At 66.9% G+C, this 18,143-nt stretch carries 12 protein-coding genes and 1 tRNA gene; 4 read left to right on the forward strand and 9 right to left on the reverse strand.

Annotated elements, in window-relative coordinates; genetic code table 11:
- Positions 1-63 precede the first annotated feature (63 nt).
- Positions 64-903 carry an electron transfer flavoprotein subunit beta/FixA family protein gene (locus tag N2L00_RS11495; RefSeq protein WP_227918386.1) on the reverse strand — a complete coding sequence of 280 codons (840 nt, stop codon included), beginning with the start codon at positions 901-903 and terminating at the stop codon, positions 64-66.
- Positions 904-1,122: 219 nt separating this feature from the next.
- Entirely contained in the window at positions 1,123-2,610 is a 1,488-nt protein-coding gene (locus tag N2L00_RS11500) for a S1C family serine protease (protein WP_255764749.1), read from the reverse strand.
- Between the two features lie 330 nt (positions 2,611-2,940).
- Between N2L00_RS11500 and N2L00_RS11505 the strand changes: the two genes are divergently transcribed.
- Both N2L00_RS11505 and N2L00_RS11510 read left to right on the forward strand, forming a co-directional pair.
- Positions 2,941-5,049 carry a YgcG family protein gene (locus N2L00_RS11505; RefSeq protein ID WP_255764750.1) on the forward strand — a complete coding sequence of 703 codons (2,109 nt, stop codon included), beginning with the start codon at positions 2,941-2,943 and terminating at the stop codon, positions 5,047-5,049.
- A 102-nt stretch (positions 5,050-5,151) separates the two neighbouring features.
- Positions 5,152-5,889 carry a PspA/IM30 family protein gene (locus N2L00_RS11510; RefSeq protein WP_227918389.1) on the forward strand — a complete coding sequence of 246 codons (738 nt, stop codon included), beginning with the start codon at positions 5,152-5,154 and terminating at the stop codon, positions 5,887-5,889.
- Positions 5,890-5,927: 38 nt separating this feature from the next.
- Here N2L00_RS11510 and N2L00_RS11515 read toward each other — a convergent pair whose 3' ends face one another.
- The 4 genes from N2L00_RS11515 to N2L00_RS11530 all read right to left on the reverse strand — a co-directional run bounded on the left by N2L00_RS11515 (position 5,928) and on the right by N2L00_RS11530 (position 11,148).
- Positions 5,928-6,482, reverse strand: a complete 555-nt coding sequence (locus N2L00_RS11515; protein WP_255764751.1) for a DUF6328 family protein — start codon at positions 6,480-6,482, stop codon at positions 5,928-5,930.
- Between the two features lie 82 nt (positions 6,483-6,564).
- Positions 6,565-6,638, reverse strand: a tRNA-Met gene (locus N2L00_RS11520).
- 143 nt (positions 6,639-6,781) lie between these two features.
- A complete protein-coding gene (locus tag N2L00_RS11525; protein WP_370646909.1) occupies positions 6,782-9,784 on the reverse strand; it encodes a UPF0182 family protein in 3,003 nt (1,000 codons plus the stop codon).
- A gap of 212 nt (positions 9,785-9,996) precedes the next feature.
- Positions 9,997-11,148, reverse strand: a complete 1,152-nt coding sequence (locus tag N2L00_RS11530; protein WP_255764752.1) for a PDZ domain-containing protein — start codon at positions 11,146-11,148, stop codon at positions 9,997-9,999.
- 373 nt (positions 11,149-11,521) lie between these two features.
- On the opposite strand from N2L00_RS11530, the gene N2L00_RS11535 reads away from it, so the two are divergent.
- The gene (locus N2L00_RS11535) at positions 11,522-12,997 is read left to right on the forward strand and encodes a zinc-dependent metalloprotease (protein WP_255862706.1); all 1,476 of its coding nucleotides are present in this window, start codon (positions 11,522-11,524) and stop codon (positions 12,995-12,997) included.
- 67 nt (positions 12,998-13,064) lie between these two features.
- On the opposite strand, the gene N2L00_RS11540 is transcribed toward N2L00_RS11535, so the two are convergent.
- Entirely contained in the window at positions 13,065-13,649 is a 585-nt protein-coding gene (locus tag N2L00_RS11540) for a M48 family metallopeptidase (RefSeq protein ID WP_227933109.1), read from the reverse strand.
- Positions 13,650-13,827: 178 nt separating this feature from the next.
- On the opposite strand from N2L00_RS11540, the gene N2L00_RS11545 reads away from it, so the two are divergent.
- On the forward strand, positions 13,828-14,931 hold the full coding sequence (locus tag N2L00_RS11545) for a ThiF family adenylyltransferase (RefSeq protein WP_255862705.1): 1,104 nt from the start codon (positions 13,828-13,830) through the stop codon (positions 14,929-14,931).
- Between the two features lie 86 nt (positions 14,932-15,017).
- On the opposite strand, the gene N2L00_RS11550 is transcribed toward N2L00_RS11545, so the two are convergent.
- Positions 15,018-17,144 carry an ATP-dependent DNA helicase UvrD2 gene (locus N2L00_RS11550; RefSeq protein WP_255764756.1) on the reverse strand — a complete coding sequence of 709 codons (2,127 nt, stop codon included), beginning with the start codon at positions 17,142-17,144 and terminating at the stop codon, positions 15,018-15,020.
- On the reverse strand, positions 17,141-18,103 hold the full coding sequence (gene nudC / locus N2L00_RS11555) for an NAD(+) diphosphatase (protein ID WP_255764757.1): 963 nt from the start codon (positions 18,101-18,103) through the stop codon (positions 17,141-17,143). The genes N2L00_RS11550 and nudC overlap by 4 nt, the downstream gene beginning before the upstream one ends.
- Between the last annotated feature and the right edge of the window lie 40 nt (positions 18,104-18,143).

Below are 18,143 nucleotides of genomic sequence, written 5' to 3' on the forward strand. Positions count from 1 at the left end.
GGTGCGCTCCTTAGGACGTAGGCGGCGGCGCCTGCGAAGCGCCGGTTTCAAGCAGGAGAAGTCTTAGATCAGTTTCTGGGCGGCAAGGTAGTCCACCAGCTGCACGCCGGCGGTGCCGTCGTCGGTGATGATGGTTCCCTGCGAGCGCGGCGGCCGCGGAGCGGAGGCGGCTACTGCCGTCCAGGCGCCGTCGTGCCCCACCTGGGCCGGGTCCACTCCGATCTCGGCGAGTGTCAGCACCGTAACGGGTTTCTTCTTCGCGGCCATGATGCCCTTGAAGTTCGGATAGCGGGGGCTGTTGGCCTGGTCCGTAACCGATACCAGGGCCGGCAGCGGTGCCTCAACGGTTTCCGTGAAGGAGTCGCCGTCGCGGCGCGCCTTCACAACCGGGGCGCCGTCGACGTCCACTACGTCGAGTTCGGAAGCAAAGGTCACCTGTGCCAGCTGCAGCCTTTCGGCGAGCTGCGCGGGAACCAGGGAGGTTTCGCCGTCCGTGGAGGCCATGCCTGTGATGACCAGGTCGACCGGGCCCTGGGACTCAGCGATGGTGCGCACCGCAGCGGCAAGGGCCAGCGAGGTGCCGGCTGCATCGGAACCGGCCAGGGCGTCGTCGGCCAGGTGGACGCCTGCATAGGCGCCGATCTGCAGGGACTTCTTCACCGCGTTCACTGCTGCCGCCGGGCCCATGGCCAGGGCAGTCACCCGGTTCCCGGCGCTCTCGCCGCCGCGGGCCTCGGCCAGCTGCAGTGCTGCCTCAAGGGCGTACTCGTCCAGTTCGGAGAGGATGCTCTCGGCACGGTTCAAGGTATGCCCGGGGCCCGTGAGGTGCCGGTCAAACTGCGCGTCGGGGACATGCTTTACCAAGACAACAATGTTCAGCGGATGGGTGGCTGACTCCTGCATTCCGGCCTTTCCGGTAGGAAAATCGTTTCCCGGCGGCCTGGAGATCCTCCCGCCGACGCGCGCCGCCAAGGAGCGGCGCGTTTAAAGCTAATCACACACTGGGCGGGCTTTCGCGTCCGCGCAAATGCCGGGCGGGTGCAAACGGAAGGGCCGCGCCCGGATGCACCCGGCGCGGCCCTTCGTTGCCTGCTCGACCTATGCGGTCCGGCTATGGCGGTGTTACTGCTTTGCCGAATCCCCGAGGGTGACGTCGACGCTGTCCGTTTTACCGTCCCGCGTGAAGTCGATGGTGGCCTTGCCGCCGGCGGGCTGCATCCTGATGGCTGCAGTCAGCGACTGGGCATCCGTGACCGGGATGCCGTTGACGGACGTGACCACATCGCCCTTGCGCAGGCCGGCCTTTTCGCCCGGCGACCCGGATACGACTTCGGCGACCTCGGCACCCACGGTGAACGTCGACGACGAATCGGACGCGGTTGCCGGCGTCACCGAGACGCCCAGGTAACCGTGGGTCGCGGACCCGTTGTCGATGATCTCTTCCGCTACCCGCTCGGCATAGGTGATGGGAACGGCGAACCCGACACCGATGTTGCCGCTGTCCTCGCCGGCGGCACCGGAGGCGGCCGAGGCAATCGCGACGTTCACGCCGATGACTTCACCGTCGGTGTTCACCAGTGCGCCGCCGGAGTTGCCGTGGTTGATGGCGGCGTCGGTCTGCACCACGTTGAGGAAGATCGAGCTCTCCGCGGTGCTCTGGTCCTGTGACGATCCGTCCGGCGGAGCGAACCGGAAGCCGAAACCGTTGTCTTCGGGCTCGTCCGAGCTTTCCGACTCTTCCGGCGCAGCCGAGGACTGGACGCTGATGGTGCGGTTGAGGGTGGAGACGATGCCGTCAGTCACTGTCCCGGACAGGCCGAGCGGGGCGCCGATGGCAATCACGGTGTCCCCCACATTCAGGTTCCCGGAATCGCCCAGGGCAGCGGGTGTCAGGTCCGCGGCGTCCACCTTGATGACCGCGAGGTCGGACAGGGGGTCCGTCCCTACGATGGTCGCGGTCAGGACCCGTCCGTCCGACGTCTGGACTTCGACGACGGGATCGGCGGCAGTGCCTCCGAGGGTCACTACGTGGGTGTTGGTCAGGATGTGGCCGTCCTCGTCCAGGATGATCCCGGAACCGGTGCCCGTGCTGCCGGAGGCGGCAACTTCAATGGTGACCACACTTGGTGAGGCCTTCACTGCCGCCGCCGTGACCGAGTTGACGCTGTCTTCGTCGTTCACCACGACTGTCTGCGGCTGGCTGGCCTGGCCGGCGGCATTGCCGTCATCCATGAGCGTGTTGGCCCCGACGGCTACGCCGCCGCCTAACAGACCTGCAAGCAGCATGCCCGCAACCAGTGTTCCCGCCCCGAACTTCTTTGCCCGGGATTCAGGGGCCGGCGTCGTTCCGGCCGGTGCGTGGAAGGCGCTGCCCGAGGCCGTGGACCCGTAAGCGGTGGACCCGTAGGCGGACGGGCCGTTTCCGTGGCCCGGCTGTCCCTGCGCAGGGACGGCATTCGCCAGGGGTTCGGTCTGCGGGTTGCCCGGCGTTTCCCCCTGTGTTTCTCTGTAAGTTTCCCCCGAAGCGGTTCCCGAATACGACGGCGGCGCCGGCGGCCGGGGCGGCAACGGGCGTTCGGTGCCCTCGGGACCGCCGTGTTGCTCAGTCATGTGGGTTGTCCTTTCAAAGTTCGTTTACCCATGGTGTAGCCACATCGTTCTTTTTATCCACTATCGCAGTGCTAGCTGGGATGTACGGGGACGATTGCTGGACATCCGCTGTGAACAACCCGAACGCCTTCCTATTGGCAGGCTACTCGAGAAAGGGGGTAAAGGTGCAGGTCAGGACGGCGTTCCCCGGCCGCGGTGCCGGCTCTCCCGCTCCGGCCGCGGTGGACGCGGCATAGGGCGGCCCCTAGAATCGGTACCAAGGTCCGGGGCCGCATGCGCTGCCCCCTACGGCAGCTGGAACCGAGCGAGACGAAAACCAAAGGACGTTGTATGCGGTCACGGAACAGGTTGGCGGCCGTACTAGGCCTGAGCGCAGTTACGGTCCTGGTCCCGGCCGCTGCTTTTGCGGGGCCCGCGGAGCCGGTCCCGGCGGCTGCCGGTCCGGTGGTCCTGGTGCCGGCGGAATCCCCCGTGCGGATACCGCCGGGCGAATTCGTCGTGGACCCGGCCGATGTGCTGGGCAGTGATGCTTCCGAGGTGGAGGAAGCCATTTCGGAAGTGCAGCGGAACAGCGGGTACACCCTTTACGTGGTTTACGTGGATTCCTTTACCAGCCCCTCGGACCCGGTCGCCTGGTCGGAGCAGGTGGTGCGGGGCAAGGGCATGGGCGCTAAGGAAGCACTCCTGAGCATTGCCACCGAGGACCGCAAGATCCAGGTCTCCACCGGGGACCAGAGCGTCCTGAACCAGGCGCGCCGCAACGCCATTCTTGCTGCGGCGACCGACCCCCTGCTGGGCTCCCAGGACATTTCCTCCGCCCAGTGGGCCAACAGCGCAGTGAACGCTGCGGAGTCACTGGAAGACATTGCCCGCGGCGGAGACGGAGAGGTTGCCGCCGCGGAGGAATCCGGCGGCGCCGACGTGGCGCCCCTGCTGGTGGGCGGCGTCGTCGTCGCCGGCGGACTGGGGACCGCCCTGCTGATCCGCAGCCGCCGCCGCAAGTCCGCCGCTGCTGCGCCCGTGCAGCAGCAGGGCCCCGCTGCCCCGGTGGATCCGCTGGACACCATGAGCGTGCCGGACCTGCGCAAGCGCGCCGGCAGCCTGCTCGTGGCTGCCGACGACGCGATCAAGTCCAGCGAGCAGGAACTTGGATTCGCCATGGCCGCCTACGGCGAGGGCGCGGTCACGACCTTCTCCGAGGACCTGGCCGCAGCACGCGCCCACATGGGCGAGTCCTTCAAGCTGCAGCAGCAGCTCGACGACCACATTCCGGATACCGAGCAGCAGCAACGTACCTGGCTGAAGGAAATCATCCGCCGGTGCGAGGCAGTGAACGAGTCGCTGCAGGCACACAAGGAAGAGTTCGATTCCCTCCGGGAACTGGAGAAGAACGCCCCCGCCGCCTTGGCTGCGGCACAGGCAGCTGCGGACCAGACCGCCTCGCGCCTAAGCACCTCGGCGGCGACACTCGATTCGCTGCGGTCCCGCTACGCCGCCTCCGCCGTCAGCCAGATCAGCGACAACATCGACCAGGCCCATGAACGCCTGGCATTCGTGTCCAATGCCGCCGCGACGGCGAATGAAAAGCTGGCTGAAGGGGATACCTCTTCGGCAGTGGTTTCCGTCCGAGCGGCCGAAGAATCCGTCCACCAGGCCGACGTGCTGCTGGACGCGATCGACAAGCGGAGCCAGGAACTTGACGCCGCACGCCAGGAGCTCCAGCGCGCAGTTGCCGACGCCAACCAGGACCTGGCACAGGCCGGCGCTATTGCCGCCGGCGGTACCACTCCCGGTCTCGCCGGTCCGGCAGCCGGAGTCCGTGCCGCCCTCGATGCCGTGAACCAGGCCACGCAGGCCGGTCCCATTGACCCGGTGGACCTGCTGCGCCGGCTGGAAACGGCCAACAACCAGCTCGATGCGGCGTTGGAAGGCATCCGTGACCGCCAGGAGCAGGAGCGCCGGGCACGGGATTCCCTGCAGCATGCCATGATGGCCGCGCAGGCGCAGATTTCGGGCACCTCGGACTACATCCGGGCACGCCGCGGCGGCGTCGGCAGCGAGGCCCGGACCCGGTTGGCCGAGGCTGAGCGCAATCTGCAGCAGGCCGTGGCAATGCAGTCCTCGGATCCGGTGAGCGCCCTCGCCTACGCCCAGCAAGCCAATGCGCTGGCGGCCCAGGCCGCGGAAATGGCGCAGCAGGACGTGGACGGTTTCGGCGGAGGTTTCGGCGGCGGCGGATTCGGCGGCGGAGGAGGCGGCGGAAACGGGCTGGGCGGCGCCATCCTCGGAGGTATCCTCATTGATTCCATCCTGCGCGGCGGCTCGCACGGCGGCGGATGGGGCGGCGGCGGGTTCGGTGGTTTCGGAGGCGGTGGTTTCGGCGGGGGCGGCGGGTTCGGCGGAGGCGGCGGGTTCGGCTCATCCGGCGGAAACTTCTAGCCCACACGGACCAAAGACGCAAAAGTGCACCAAGATGTACCCGTAACGCTCCATGGCGGAGGCGGGCTTTTTCCGAACACAGCAGATTGAAAGGCAGACACCGTGGTTAAGCAGTCGATTTTCGGACGTATCACTCAATTGGCCAAGGCCAACATCAATGCCATCCTCGACCAGGCCGAGGATCCGCAGAAGATGCTCGACCAGATGGTGCGGGATTACAGTAACAACATCGCTGAGGCCGAGAGCGCCGTCGCGCAGACCATCGGGAACCTTCGGATGCTCCAGGACGACTACAACGAGGACATCCAGAACGCCCAGAACTGGGGCAACAAGGCGCTGGCTGCCTCCCGCAAGGCCGATGAGTTCCGCGCGGCCGGGAACACCGCCGACGCCGAGAAGTTCGACAACCTTGCCAAGGTGGCCCTTCAGCGCCAGATCGCCTCCGAAAACGAAGCCAAGGGCGCACAGCCGACCATTGCTTCCCAGGAAGAGATCGTTGAACGCCTCAAGACCGGCCTGAACCAGATGAAGGGCAAGCTGGACCAGCTCACCAGCAAGCGCGACGAACTGATTGCCCGCGCCCGCAACGCCTCCGCTCAGACGCAGATGCATGAGGCCATGAAGAGCATCGATGTCATGGACTCGACCTCCGAGGTGGGCCGCTTCGAGGAAAAGATCCGCCGCGAGGAAGCCCGCGTCCGCGGCGCCAACGAGCTGGCGTCCTCCAGCCTTGATTCGCAGTTCGAGTCGCTGGAGGATCTCGGCGAGCAGACCGAGGTCGAAGCCCGCCTGGCGGCCCTGAAGTCGTCCGGCACAACGCAGTCCGCCATCGAGGACTAGCCACAGCTGCTTCCAGTACTGCCGAAGGGCGGGTGCCGCTACCGGCGCCCGCCCTTCGTCCGTCTGGTGCGTTCCCGCCGGGGCCGGTGTTGCCGGGCCGTGCGCCGGCGCAGGGCCTGCCGCCTCAGGAGAAGAGGCAGGAGCAGCCACAGCAGGGCCACGACAACCGCCACCGATGCCGCGGCTATGGCACCGGCTGAACCGGAGAGTACGAGGTCGAACACCAGGCCAATGGTCCCGACCAGGATCAGGCCCACCAGTACCAGGGTAAGGCGCAGCAGCAGGTCCGCACTGTCCACCAGGTTCCCCTTGATCCGCCGCTGGAAGAAGGCGCGGTGCAGCACCACCGTGGACAGCAGGAGCGCGGTGACGAGCACCGAAAGCACCACCAGGCACAGGTAGATGCCCACCTGGACCGGGTTCAGTTCGGTGAAGCGCTGCTGGAACGGCAGCGTCAGCAGGAAGCCGGTCAGGATCTGGATGCCGGTCTGGAGCACCCGCAGCTCCTGCAGCAGGTCCGTCCAGTTCCGGTCCTGCTTCTGCAGCGGGGTCTCACCGCGGTCCGGGTCCCGTTCCGCCGGGGTATCGCCCATGTGGGAAGTTTAGTGGGTCCATCGGCGGGCAAAACAAAAGTCCCCCGAGGTTCCTTGCGGATCCTCGAGGGACTTTCTTTTGTTGCGGGGGCAAGATTTGAACTTGCGACCTCTGGGTTATGAGCCCAGCGAGCTACCGAACTGCTCCACCCCGCGGCGTGATATCTAACTCTACCCGCCGCAGGACACTGACGCAAACCGGAACCCCGGCCCATCGCTGCAGGGCCGGGGCCCCGGCCCGCGAGACGGCGGCGGGGCACCCCGGGTGCCCCGCCGCCGTCCGCTAGTTGCCGCCGTCGCTAGTTGCCGCCGTCGCTGTCTTCCGCCGGAGCAGTGGCGCCGTCGGCAGGCGCCTCGGTGGCGTCACCGGCAGCACCCTCCATCCGCTCCTGGGCTGCGGTAGCCCGGGTAATGGCGTCCTGGAGCCGGGCCTGGGACTCGCCGTAGGCGGCAAAGTCGCCGCGGCCAAGGGCAGCCTGGCCGTCCTGGATGGCCTGCCCGGCATCGGAAAGCGCCGTAGCCAGTTCGGACTGGGCGGTCACGTCGCCGCCGCCTTCCGCTGTCGGAGGCGTAGCCCCGACGTTGCCGGCATCTCCCGTGGACGCTCCGGAGTCTCCGCCGAAGATCTGGTCCAGGGCTTCTTCCAGGGTGGGTGCGAAGCCCACCTTCTCGCCGAAGTTCACCAGCACCCGCTGCAGGGTCGGATACGAGGCCTCACCCGAGGACTGTACGTACACGGGCTGCACGTACAGGATGCCGTCGCCTACCGGCAAGGTCAGCAGGTTGCCGTTGATGACTTCCGAAGCACCCTGGCGCAGGAGGTTCAACGCGTTGGAGACGGTCGGATCGGAGTTGAACGTATTCTGCGCCTGGCCCGGCCCGGGAACAGCCGTATCCGTAGGCAGGGCGAGCAGGCGAAGCTTGCCGTAGTCCTCGCTCCTGACACCCGCTTCCCCGGTGCCGGCGTCTGCCTCGGCGGAGAGGAAACCGTAAAGCACGTTGCGGGGGTCGCCGCCTTCGCTCACGAACGGAATGAACGGCGTGGTCAGCGAGAAGGTCGCTTCATCCTGTCCCGGCATCTGCAGCGACAGGTAGTACGGAGGCTGCTTGACGCTGCCGTTGCCGCCCGTGGGATCGGCCGGAACGCTCCAGGCGTCGTCGTTCTTGTAGAACGAATCCGGATCGGTGACGTGGTACTTGCCCAGCAGTTCACGCTGGACCTTGAACTGGTCTTCCGGGTAACGCACGTGCGCCATCAGGTCAGCGGACATGTCGCTGTACTTTTTCAGGGTGGAGGGGAAGACGCTCTGCCAGGACTTCAGCAGCGGATCCTCATCGTCCCAGGCGTACAACTCGACGGAACCGTCGTAGGCATCAACCGTGGCCTTCACCGCGTTCCGGATGTAGTTCACCTGTTCCTGCGGCAGTGCCGCAGCTCCCGGAGTCAACGAGTCCGTGGTGGCATCCTGCAGCTCCTGCTGCGTGGAGTAGGGGAAGTACTTGCTCGTGGTGTAGCCGTCCACGATCCACTTCACCCGGCCGTCAATGACAGCGGGGTACGCGTTGCTGTCCACGGTCAGGTACGGGGCAACCTTTTCCACCCGGTCGCGGGGGTCGCGGTCATACAGGATCTGGGATTCCTCGTTGATGGCGTCCGCGAGCAGCAGCTCGGTGGACTGGAACTTGATCGCGTAGACCAGCTGGTTGAAGAAGTTCCCGACGCTCGGGCCGCCCTCGCCGCTGAAGGTGGTCTGCGATTCCTCTTCCGAGTTACCCGTCTGCGGGCGGTCGATTTCCACCGGCGGGGTGCCCTCCGGGGCGCCGACCACCGAATACTGCGGAGAGTTTTCGCCGAAGTAGATCCGCGGCTCGTACTCGCCGCCGTCGGTGAGCACGCCGGTGGAGGGAATGCCGGACTCCATGAAGCTGGGCTTGCCGTCCGCCCCGACCGTTGAACCGCGCGCTGCCACCACGCCGTAGCCGTGGGTGTAGAGGATGTGTTCGTTGACCCAGCCTGCGGGCACGCCGCCGACGTTCAGTTCGCGGACGGCGATGACCGTGTCCTGGACCTCGCCGTCGATCTCGTAGCGGTCCACGTTCAGGGTCTGGGGGAACTGGTAGTACTGGCGGAACTGCTGCAGCTGGCCGAACGCGTCGGAGACGACATTCGGGTCCAGGAGGCGGATGTTGGCCGTGGTGCCGGCGTCCTGTTCAAGGGCTCCGGCGTTGGCGTTCACCGTGGCGTCGTACGGGATGACCTCGGTGTCGCTCAGGCCGTAGGCCTCCCGCGTGAGGTCGATGTTGCGCTGGATGTATTCGCGCTCAAGGCTCAGCTCCGAAGGCTGCACCTGATAGCGCTGGACAATCCACGGGTAGACGCCGCCGGCCACGATGGCCGTGATGATCAGCATGGCGGTGCCGATAATCGGCAGGCGCCAGCGGCCGATGACGGCGGAGAGGATGAACAGGACGGCAACGATGACCGAGGCAACGGCCAGGATGGCCTTGGTCGGGATGACGGCCTCGACGTCGGTGTAGAGGGCGCCGGTCCAGGTTCCCGAGGTGCTCAGCAGGGTGTCGTAGCGGTCGAGCCAGAAGTTGATGCCCTGCAGGATGAGGAAGGCTGCCGCGATGATGGCCAGGTGCAGACGGGCCGGGCGGCTGACGAACACACCCTTTTCCTCCAGCCGGATGCCGCCGTAAAGGTAGTGGGTCATCAGGCCGGCAATACCGGCAATAACGACGACGCTGATCAGGAAGCCCACCAGGAACCCGATGAAGGGCAGCGTGTTCAGATAGAAGCTGTAGTCCATGTTGAACTGCGGATCTGTCTTTCCGAAATCGCGCCGGTTGAAGAAGAGCAGGGCCTGCTGCCACATGGACATGGCGGCCGTGCCGGCGAAGCCGCCGACAACGATCGGAATACCAATCATCAGCAGCTTGCGGATGGGCTCAAGCTGGGCCTGGTACCGGTTGAGGTTGTCCTGGAGTGCACTGTCCGGCGCATAGATCGGCCGCGACGTGTAGGCCACCCGGATACTGGTGAACACTCCGGCGGCCATCACGAGGAAGGCCGCAAGGAACATGGAGATGCGGGTCAGGTTCTCCTTGACGAAGACTTCCAGATACCCCAGCTGGTTGTACCACAGGACATTCGCGTAGACCTGGGAAAAGTACACGAAGCCAATGACCAGGATGGCAACGACGATCAGCGTTGCGATCAGCGGGCTGCGCCGCCGTCGCCTGCCGACGGCCGTGGCCGTACCGGGTCGGGAAAATGGGCCGTTTGGTCCGGAAGTCACAGTTACCTCATCGTTCGGTGCGTCGGCTCGCGGCCTGGCCGGGATGCACCGGCGGGAATGCTTTCGGGTCGTGTTTCCAGCCCTGTTTCCCCACCGGTTACCCCGGAAGCCGTCCGTAAATCATTCTGCCTTGGATTGCTCTGTGGCTGCCACTTAGATCCGGTGCCGCAAACAACCTTGTCCCGATCGTAACTAGGGCGGGCCGCCTACTACTAGGGGGTGCACTGCGGCAGATCCGCCGCACTCCCGCCGGCGGCGAGCTTTTCGACCGCCTGGATGGCCTCGTCCAGGGTGGAAACCCGCACCACGTCCAGGCCTGCCGGAATATGGCCGACGACCTCGCCGCAGTTGTCCGCGGGGGCCAGGAAATACTCGGCCCCGGCGTCGGACGCACCGATCAGTTTCTGCCGGATCCCGCCGATAGGGCCCACGTTCCCAGCCGCATCGATGGTCCCGGTTCCGGCGAAATGCCTGCCGCCGGTCAACGGTTCCGGGGTGAGCCGGTCCACGATCCCCAGGGCGAACATCATCCCCGCGGACGGACCGCCTACGCGTTCCATTCCTGCCCCGATGTTGACATCGAAAGGGAACTCGAAGGAGGTCGCCAGTTCGATGCCGAGCTGATAGGTACCGGTATCGGATTGCCGCGGGGTCACGGATTCGGTTACTTCGTCCCCGTCGCGGCGTACCGTGATTTCCGCAGGCGAGCCGCCGCCGTCGTTCAGGACGGCGCGCAGGCTCTCGATGCCGTCGATTCGGGTGTCCCCCACTGCAACCACGGTGTCTCCGGCCTCCAGCACGCCTTCGGCCGGTGACCCCTCAACCACGGCTGCCACGGTAAGTTCCTGCGTATAGCCGATATCCAGCTGGTTCAGGGCTGCGGCGACGGCGGATTCCTGGGACGACGTCATGGCGGCGGCGTTTTCCTCATCCACCTCGTCGCTGGTGGTTCCCGGGGCGTAGAGGAATTCGGTGGGATAGACGACGTCGTTATTGTTCGCCCAGCCGCCCACGGCCTGGAAGATGCTGATGTTCGTGCTCGGACCGCCGGAAACGTAGACGGTGGTCAGGTCCAGCTCGCCCTCCGTGGGATAGCTCGGGCGCCCCTCGATCTCGATGATTTCCGCGTCGCCGGCGCTGCCCAGCGTATTGAACGTAGGTCCCGGGGACTCCACCACGTACTGGGCGGGCAGCAGCAGTCCGGCGGCACCGAGGACGGCGGCAAGCGCACCGGAAGCAATCATCGCCCGGGAACGGGCGGAGCGTTTCGCGGGCGCGGGGCGGCCCGCACCCAGGCCCTGGTACGGATAGACGGAGTAGCTGCCGTCCGGCTGCGGGGCCGGGACCGGAGGCTCCCCGGGCACGGGATTACCTGGCCGGCCCTGCGCCGCAGTCCTGCTGTCGTCATGAGAGGGGCGCAACTGACCAACCTTTTCCTGCGCTCGTGTGCTGTGCTTGTTTTGTTGTGCTCGTTTTGCTGTGCTCGTGTACAGATCCGGCGCCCGCGGTCGGGCTGCCAACCCTGCAAGCCTACGCCCGGCCCCCGGCCGTGGCGTGCAGGGCAGGCTTTGCCTACAGCGAACGAAAACGGCCTGTGCGGGACAGGGCTTGGACCCTGCGGGTAGCGTAAGGGGAATATGGTCGGCAGGTGCCGGGCATCGCACACTATCTTCCGCAGTATTAATCTTCCGCAGTATCTTTCCGCTTTATCTTCTTTCACAGGACCGGTGGTATCCCATGAGTTCCAATCCATCCGACCGCGGGGACAACCCGCAGGATCCGCTGTCCGAAATGCTCGCGCGCCTGTTCGGCGCCGGCGGCGCGGGCGGCATGGATCCTACCGAGCTGGCAAAGGCGGCCGGGCTGCCCTCGGACCCCAACGCCATGGCCATGATTTTCCAGCAGGTCCAGGCCATGTTCAGCGCTTCTTCGGACGGTCCGGTGAACTGGCAGCTGGCCAAGGACAACGCCCGGCGGGTGGCGGCAACCGGCAGCGACCCTTCCACGGGCCCGACGGCGGCCCGCGAGGTTGACGAGGCGCTGCACCTGGCTGAACTCTGGCTGGATCCGGCCACCGATTTCGCGTCCACCGGCAGCCTGGGCCGCGCCTGGTCGCGGGCGGAGTGGGTTGAAGCCACGATGGATTCCTGGCGCCGCCTGACGGAACCGGTGGCGGTGAGCATTTCGGAAGCCCTGTCCAATGCCATCACCACGCAGATGCCCGAAGAGATGAAGTCCATGATGGGCGGGGCGTCCTCCATGCTCGCCAACATGGGCGGAGCAATGTTCGGCATCCAGCTCGGCCAGGCCGTGGGGGCACTGTCCAAGGAAGTGGTGAGCTCCACCGACATCGGCCTGCCCCTCGCGGCCGGAACCATGGCACTGCTGCCCGCCAACGTTGCAGCCTTCGGCGAAGGCCTGGATATCCCTGAAGCGGAAATCCGCCTGTACCTTGCCGTTCGGGAAGCAGCTCATGCCCGTCTCTTCGCACAGGCTCCGTGGCTGGCGTCCCACCTCTTCGGCACCATCGAAAGCTACGCCCGCGGCATCCACATCGATATGTCCAAGATCGAGGAAGCCGCCCGGGAGATCGACCCCGCCAATCCCGAGTCCATCCAGGCCGCCTTGTCCGGCGGAGTGTTCCAGCCCCAGCGCACACCGGCCCAGGATGCCGCCCTTGAACGGCTGGAGACCGCCCTGGCCCTGGTGGAGGGCTGGGTGGACGAGGTCACGGCCGCTGCCACGGCGAACCTGCCCTCGGCGGGGGCCCTTCGGGAAATGATCCGCCGGCGCCGTGCCAGCGGTGGTCCCGCTGAGCACACGTTCGCTTCCCTGGTGGGCCTGGAGCTGCGGCCGCGGCGGCTGCGCGATGCCGCTGCACTCTGGGCGCATCTCACGGAGGAACGCGGCATTGAGGGCCGCGATGCCATCTGGCAGCACCCGGATCTCCTGCCGACCTCGGAGGACCTCGACGATCCCCAGGGCTTCAGCCGGCGGCGTGAACTTCTCGAAGCGGCCGACTCCGACGTTGATGCCGCACTGAAGCGCCTCCTCGACGGCGGCTTCGACACGCCGGCCGACGAATCAGGCTCTGAAGAAAAGGGTTCCGGGGAAACTGCGACGGATACGCCGGCCGCCGAAAACACCGACGAGGGTTTGGGCGGCGGCCCGGACAAGACTGACGGCGACGACGGAAAGCCCGGCGCCAGCTAGCTGACCGGCAGCACCCGCAGCTGCTCCAGAGGCAACAGCCTCTGGAGCAGCTGCGTTTAAGGACCGGTTAGTCCTCCCCCATCTCGCCCTTCAGGCCGCGGGCGCTGGCGAACGCTGCTCCGGAGAGAAAGGCCTTGGCGGTCTCCGTCTGCGGATAGCTTTCCAGCAGGCGCCAGAACGCCGGGCCGTGCGAGGGCACCAGCAAGTGGGCGAGTTCATGAAGCAGCACGTAGTCGATGACCCATTCGGGCATGCCCTGCAGCTTGTCGGAAAGCCGGATGGTTCCCCTGCCGGGCGTGGCCGATCCCCAGCGCGAGTTCTGGTTGCTTACCCAGCGGACGGACTGCGGGCGGGCACGGCCGGAGAGGTAGGTCCGGGATAGTTCCGCGGCGCGCAGCATCAGCTCGCTCTCACTGGTTTCCGGATCCGGCACACCGGCCGAGCGCTCTTCCAGCCGCGCCACCATCCGCCGTACCCATTCCGCCTCCTGCGCTGTGGAAAAATGCGCGGGGATGGAAATCAGCGCCACCCCGTCACGGAAGACGGCGTTGACCGTCCGCTTCCGCCGGGCGGACCGGCGGACCTGGATCGGTATTCCGGTGCTGGTGGTGGCCGGGATGGAAACGTCGGCGGTCCGGTGCGGGGAAGGCATATTCCAAGCCTAGCCGCCGTCGCCGGGGGCCCTGCAGCCTGTGGATAACCCGGAACGGCTGCGAACGCCGTGCCAGCATGGTCAGCAGCCCGGCTGTTCGGACAGTGCCGGCAGCCCGGCGGGCAAGGGCGGGCAAGGCTGGCAACACGCAGGAAGAACCGGACTACGGGAGCAGGCCATGCGGATCAATCCTGGAATTCATGTGCTGGAAGTTTCACCGGGCGCCCGGCAACTGGGGATCGGCTCAGGATCCCTGCTGCTGCGCAACCTCCAGGACGCCGACGTCGCTTTTCTGGCGGCACTGCGTCAAGGCGTTCCGGACGGTGCTGAAGCGGCCACCGCAGCAGGACTGTCCCTCCCGCCGGACCGGGCAGCGTCGCTCCTGCAGGTCCTGGGACCGTTGCTGGTACCGCAGGAGGGAACCGCGGATCCCATTCCCTCCCTGCGCTCGGAACGCCTCCTCCCGGACGCACAGCGTCTTTCGTCCGCCTATCGCGTCAACGGCGAGGAATCGATCCGGCGGCGGGCCGGTGCGGCCGTCTCCGTGGATGGACTGGGCCGCACGGGAGCCCTGGTGGCACGCACGCTTGCCTCCGCAGGCATTGGCACCCTGCTGCTCACCGACCCCGGGGTGGTGTGCCCGGCAGATGTCGGCCCGGCCTATGCCATGACCGATATCGGAATGAACCGGGCAGCCGCCGTCAAACGGCACCTGTTCCGGATCGACCCCACCCTTCAGGTGCTGGCGATGGCGCCGGGCGGAAGCCGCCAGGTCCCGCCCGCAGTGGATCTGGCGGTAACTCTCCGCGCGGTCGGGGCCGGTCCCGGACGGCCGGGACGGCAGTCGGATCTGCCGGACGGTGACGAGGGTGTTCCCCGACTGGTACTGACCGCCCAGGAAGGCGGATGGGATATCGGCCCGTTGGTGGTTCCGGGCGTCACACCCTGCCTGGAATGCCTGGACCGGCACCGGGCAGACACCGATCCGGGGTGGTACGCCGCATTGGAAGCCCTGACTGCGGACAAGGATAAAGCCCCCGGGCAGGAGCGTGCGGGCACGCCCGACTCGTCTGGTCCCTCGGGCGAGGAACTTGCCGGCTCGGTCCTGGCCGCCGGAGCGGCGGCCATGGCGGCGCTGGTCTTCCTGGATGGAATCAATCAACCGGCTGTGTTCTCCGCGGTCCTGAGGCTGCGGACATCCGACGGTTACCCGCAGCTGCGGAAACTGGACTACCACCCCGCCTGCGGCTGCCGTCTGCAACGCAGCAACCGGGTGGCGTAGCCGGCGCCCAAGGCCCGGCGGCCAGGTCCGGCAGCCAGGTCCGGCGGCCAGGTCCGGCAGCCAGGTCCGGCGGCCAGGTCCGGCAGCTAGGCTCCGGCGCTTTCCGCGAGTACCTTCAGTACCGCTTCGCCGTAGCGCTCCAATTTCGACGGACCGACGCCGGGCAGGGTGGCCAGCCGGTTCAGTGACGGCGGCCGGTCTTCCGCGATGGCGACCAGAGTGGCGTCGGTGAACACCACAAAGGCCGGAATACCTGCTTCGGCGGCCGCCTCGCGGCGCCATTCCCGCAGCGCGTCGAAGGTAGCTTCCTCATAGGTCACCGGGCAGTCCCCGCAGCGCCCGACCTTGCGTTCGGCGCCGGTGTTCAGCAGGGCACCGCAGCTGCGGCACTTCGCCGGCCCGGTGACCTTGCGCCGGGTCTGCTTCGCCGGTCCTGCCGTCCGTCCGGCGTCCCGCTCCGTACGGGGACGCAGTCCATCCAGGAAACGTGACGGTTTCCGGTTGGCACGCCCGCCCGGTGTCCGGGCCGTGGACCAGGACAGCGCCAGGTGTTCCCGCGCACGGGTAATACCCACGTAAAGCAGCCGCCGTTCCTCGTCGACGGCCTCCGGGGTATCGGCAAAGGAAATGGGCATCAAGCCTTCGCTCAGTCCAACCAGGAACACCGCATCCCACTCCAGGCCCTTAGCCGAGTGCAGGGACGCCAGGGTTACCCCCTGGACCCGGGGTGCGTGCTGTGCCGCGGCGCGTTCCTCCAGTTCCGCCACGAAGTCCTGCATGGTGAAGATGCTGTCCGGGTCACGGGTCCGGGTGACCTGCAGCTCTTCGGCGAGCGCCACGAGCGCCGCCAGGGATTCCCACCGCTCCCGCGTGGCGCCGCCGCCTGTCGGCGCCTCGGACGTGTAGCCCAGGGAAGCCAGAATGTCCCGCACCATCTGGGGCACGGGCTCGTTGCCCACGGATCGGGACGCCGCACGGAGCTGCAGCACCGCGTCGCGGACTTCGCGGCGGGCGAAGAACCGCTCGCCGCCACGCAGCTGGTAGCCGATACCGGCTGACGCCAGCGCCTGCTCATAGGCCTGCGACTGTCCGTTGGTACGGAAGAGGACGGCGATCTCGCTGGCCTGGACCCCCTGTTCAATCAGTGCCTTGATGGAGGAAGCCACGTGCGCGGCTTCCGCTTCGTCGTCGGCGCATTCGGTAAACGTCGGCTCCGGGCCGGCCGGCCGCTGCGCCACCAGCTCCAGCGGCGTCGGCCAGGCCGGTGCCGTCCGGTTCCGCTCCCCCTCGGCTGTGCGGGCCGCGAGGATCCGGTTCGCCAGGCCGACCACCTGCGGCGTGGAACGGTAATCGCGGACCAGCTTGACGACGTCGGCGCCGGGGAACCGCTTGGTGAAGTCCAGCAGGTGCCGCGGGGTGGCGCCGGTGAAGGAGTAGATGGTCTGGCTGGAATCGCCCACCACGCACAGTTCGTTGCGGGCGCCCAGCCACAGGTCCAGGAGCCGCTGCTGCAGCGGTGAAACGTCCTGGTACTCGTCCACCACGAAGTGCCGGTACTGGTCCCGCACCATGGCCGCCACCCGCTCGTCTTCCTGGAGGATCCCCACCATGATCAGCAGGACGTCTTCGAAGTCGATGATGTTGCGGTCCACTTTTACGTCCTCGTAGGACTGGAAGATCCGCGAAATGGCCGTCAGGTCAAACCCTGCCGGGGGTTCCCGGTCCCCGGCGGCCCGCACGTAGCTGTCCGGGGTAAGCATGGAAACTTTCGCCCATTCGATTTCCGCGGCAACGTCGCGGATGGCGGCCCGGTCGGTGGACAACCTCAGGCGCCGGGCGGCTTCCGCGATGATCTGGGCCTTGTGATCCAGCAGGCCGGGCATCGCTCCGCCGACGGTATGCGGCCAGAAATACTGCAGCTGCTTCAGCGCGGCAGCGTGGAATGTCCGTGCCTGGACGCCGCCGGCCCCGAGGTCCCGGAGCCTGGTGCGCATTTCCGCTGCGGCCCGCGCCGTGAAGGTAACCGCCAGCACCTGCTGCGGCTTGTAGACGCCGGTGGCCACGCCGTAGGCCATCCGGTGCGTGATGGCACGGGTCTTACCGGTTCCGGCACCCGCCAGGACGCAGAGGGGACCGGTAAGGGTGGTGGCTACTGCCCGTTGCTCGTCGTCGAGCCCTGCAAGGATTCGTGCTTCTGGTGATTCACTGCTCATGCGCGGGTGTTGGCCTCCGGTTCGGTAATGGTGCCGCCGTACCAGCGCTCGATCAGGTTCCGGGCGATGGAAATGGGGCCTGCAATGGTGATTTCGCCGCTGGCCACGGCATCGGTGAGTTCCGTCCGGCTGAACCAGCGGACATCGGACATTTCGACGCCGTCGGCCTTCGCTTCCGCGTGCTCCGCGCGGGCGGTGAAGCCCAGCATCAGTGAACACGGGAACGGCCACGGCTGCGAACCGAGGTATTGCGGGCTGTGGACAACCACGTTGGACTCTTCAGCCACCTCGCGGATGACGGCGGCCTCCAGCGATTCCCCGGGCTCAACGAAACCGGCGAGGGTGGAATACCGGTTCCCCGCCCAGGCAGCGGCCGAACCAAGCAGGATGCGGTCCTGCTCGTCGATAACGGCAACGATGATCGCGGGGTCTGTGCGCGGGAAGTGGGAGCTGCCGTCCTCGGGACAGCGGCGGACCCAGCCTCCCTGCTCCGGAACAGTCCGCGCACCGCAGCGCGGGCAGTGGGTGTGCACGGAATGCCAGTTGGCGATGGAAGCTGCCTCGACGAACAGTCCTGCGTCCAGGGCACCCAGATGGGTTGCGGCTTCACGCAGGCTCACCCAGGCGGCGCCTTCCACGGCGAGCGCTTCATCCGGCTCGGGCAGGGTCACCAGCACGACGTCGGTCCCCAGCGGCACCTGCGCATCTTCGAGGGTCCGGCCCAGATAGACGGGAACGTCGCCAAAGCCCGCCGCAGGCGGTTCAAAGAGCACCAGGGCGCCGTCGCGGACGAGGGTCCGGCCTGTTGCCAGGTACATGACCCGGGTTCCGCCGTCGGCACGGATTGTTTCGAAGAGATCCGGTGCCACGCGGCGCTCGGAGCCCCGATCCACGGCCGTGCGCGCCAGCGGTAATAAACCCAAGGGAGTTGCTTCTGCTGCCGGTGCCGGGATACTCATACCACCTACCGTACTGACTCCCTCCCCCCAAACTGTAGTT

The sequence above is a fragment of the Arthrobacter sp. zg-Y1171 genome (genome assembly GCF_025244845.1).
Taxonomy (GTDB): Bacteria; Actinomycetota; Actinomycetes; order Actinomycetales; family Micrococcaceae; genus Arthrobacter_B.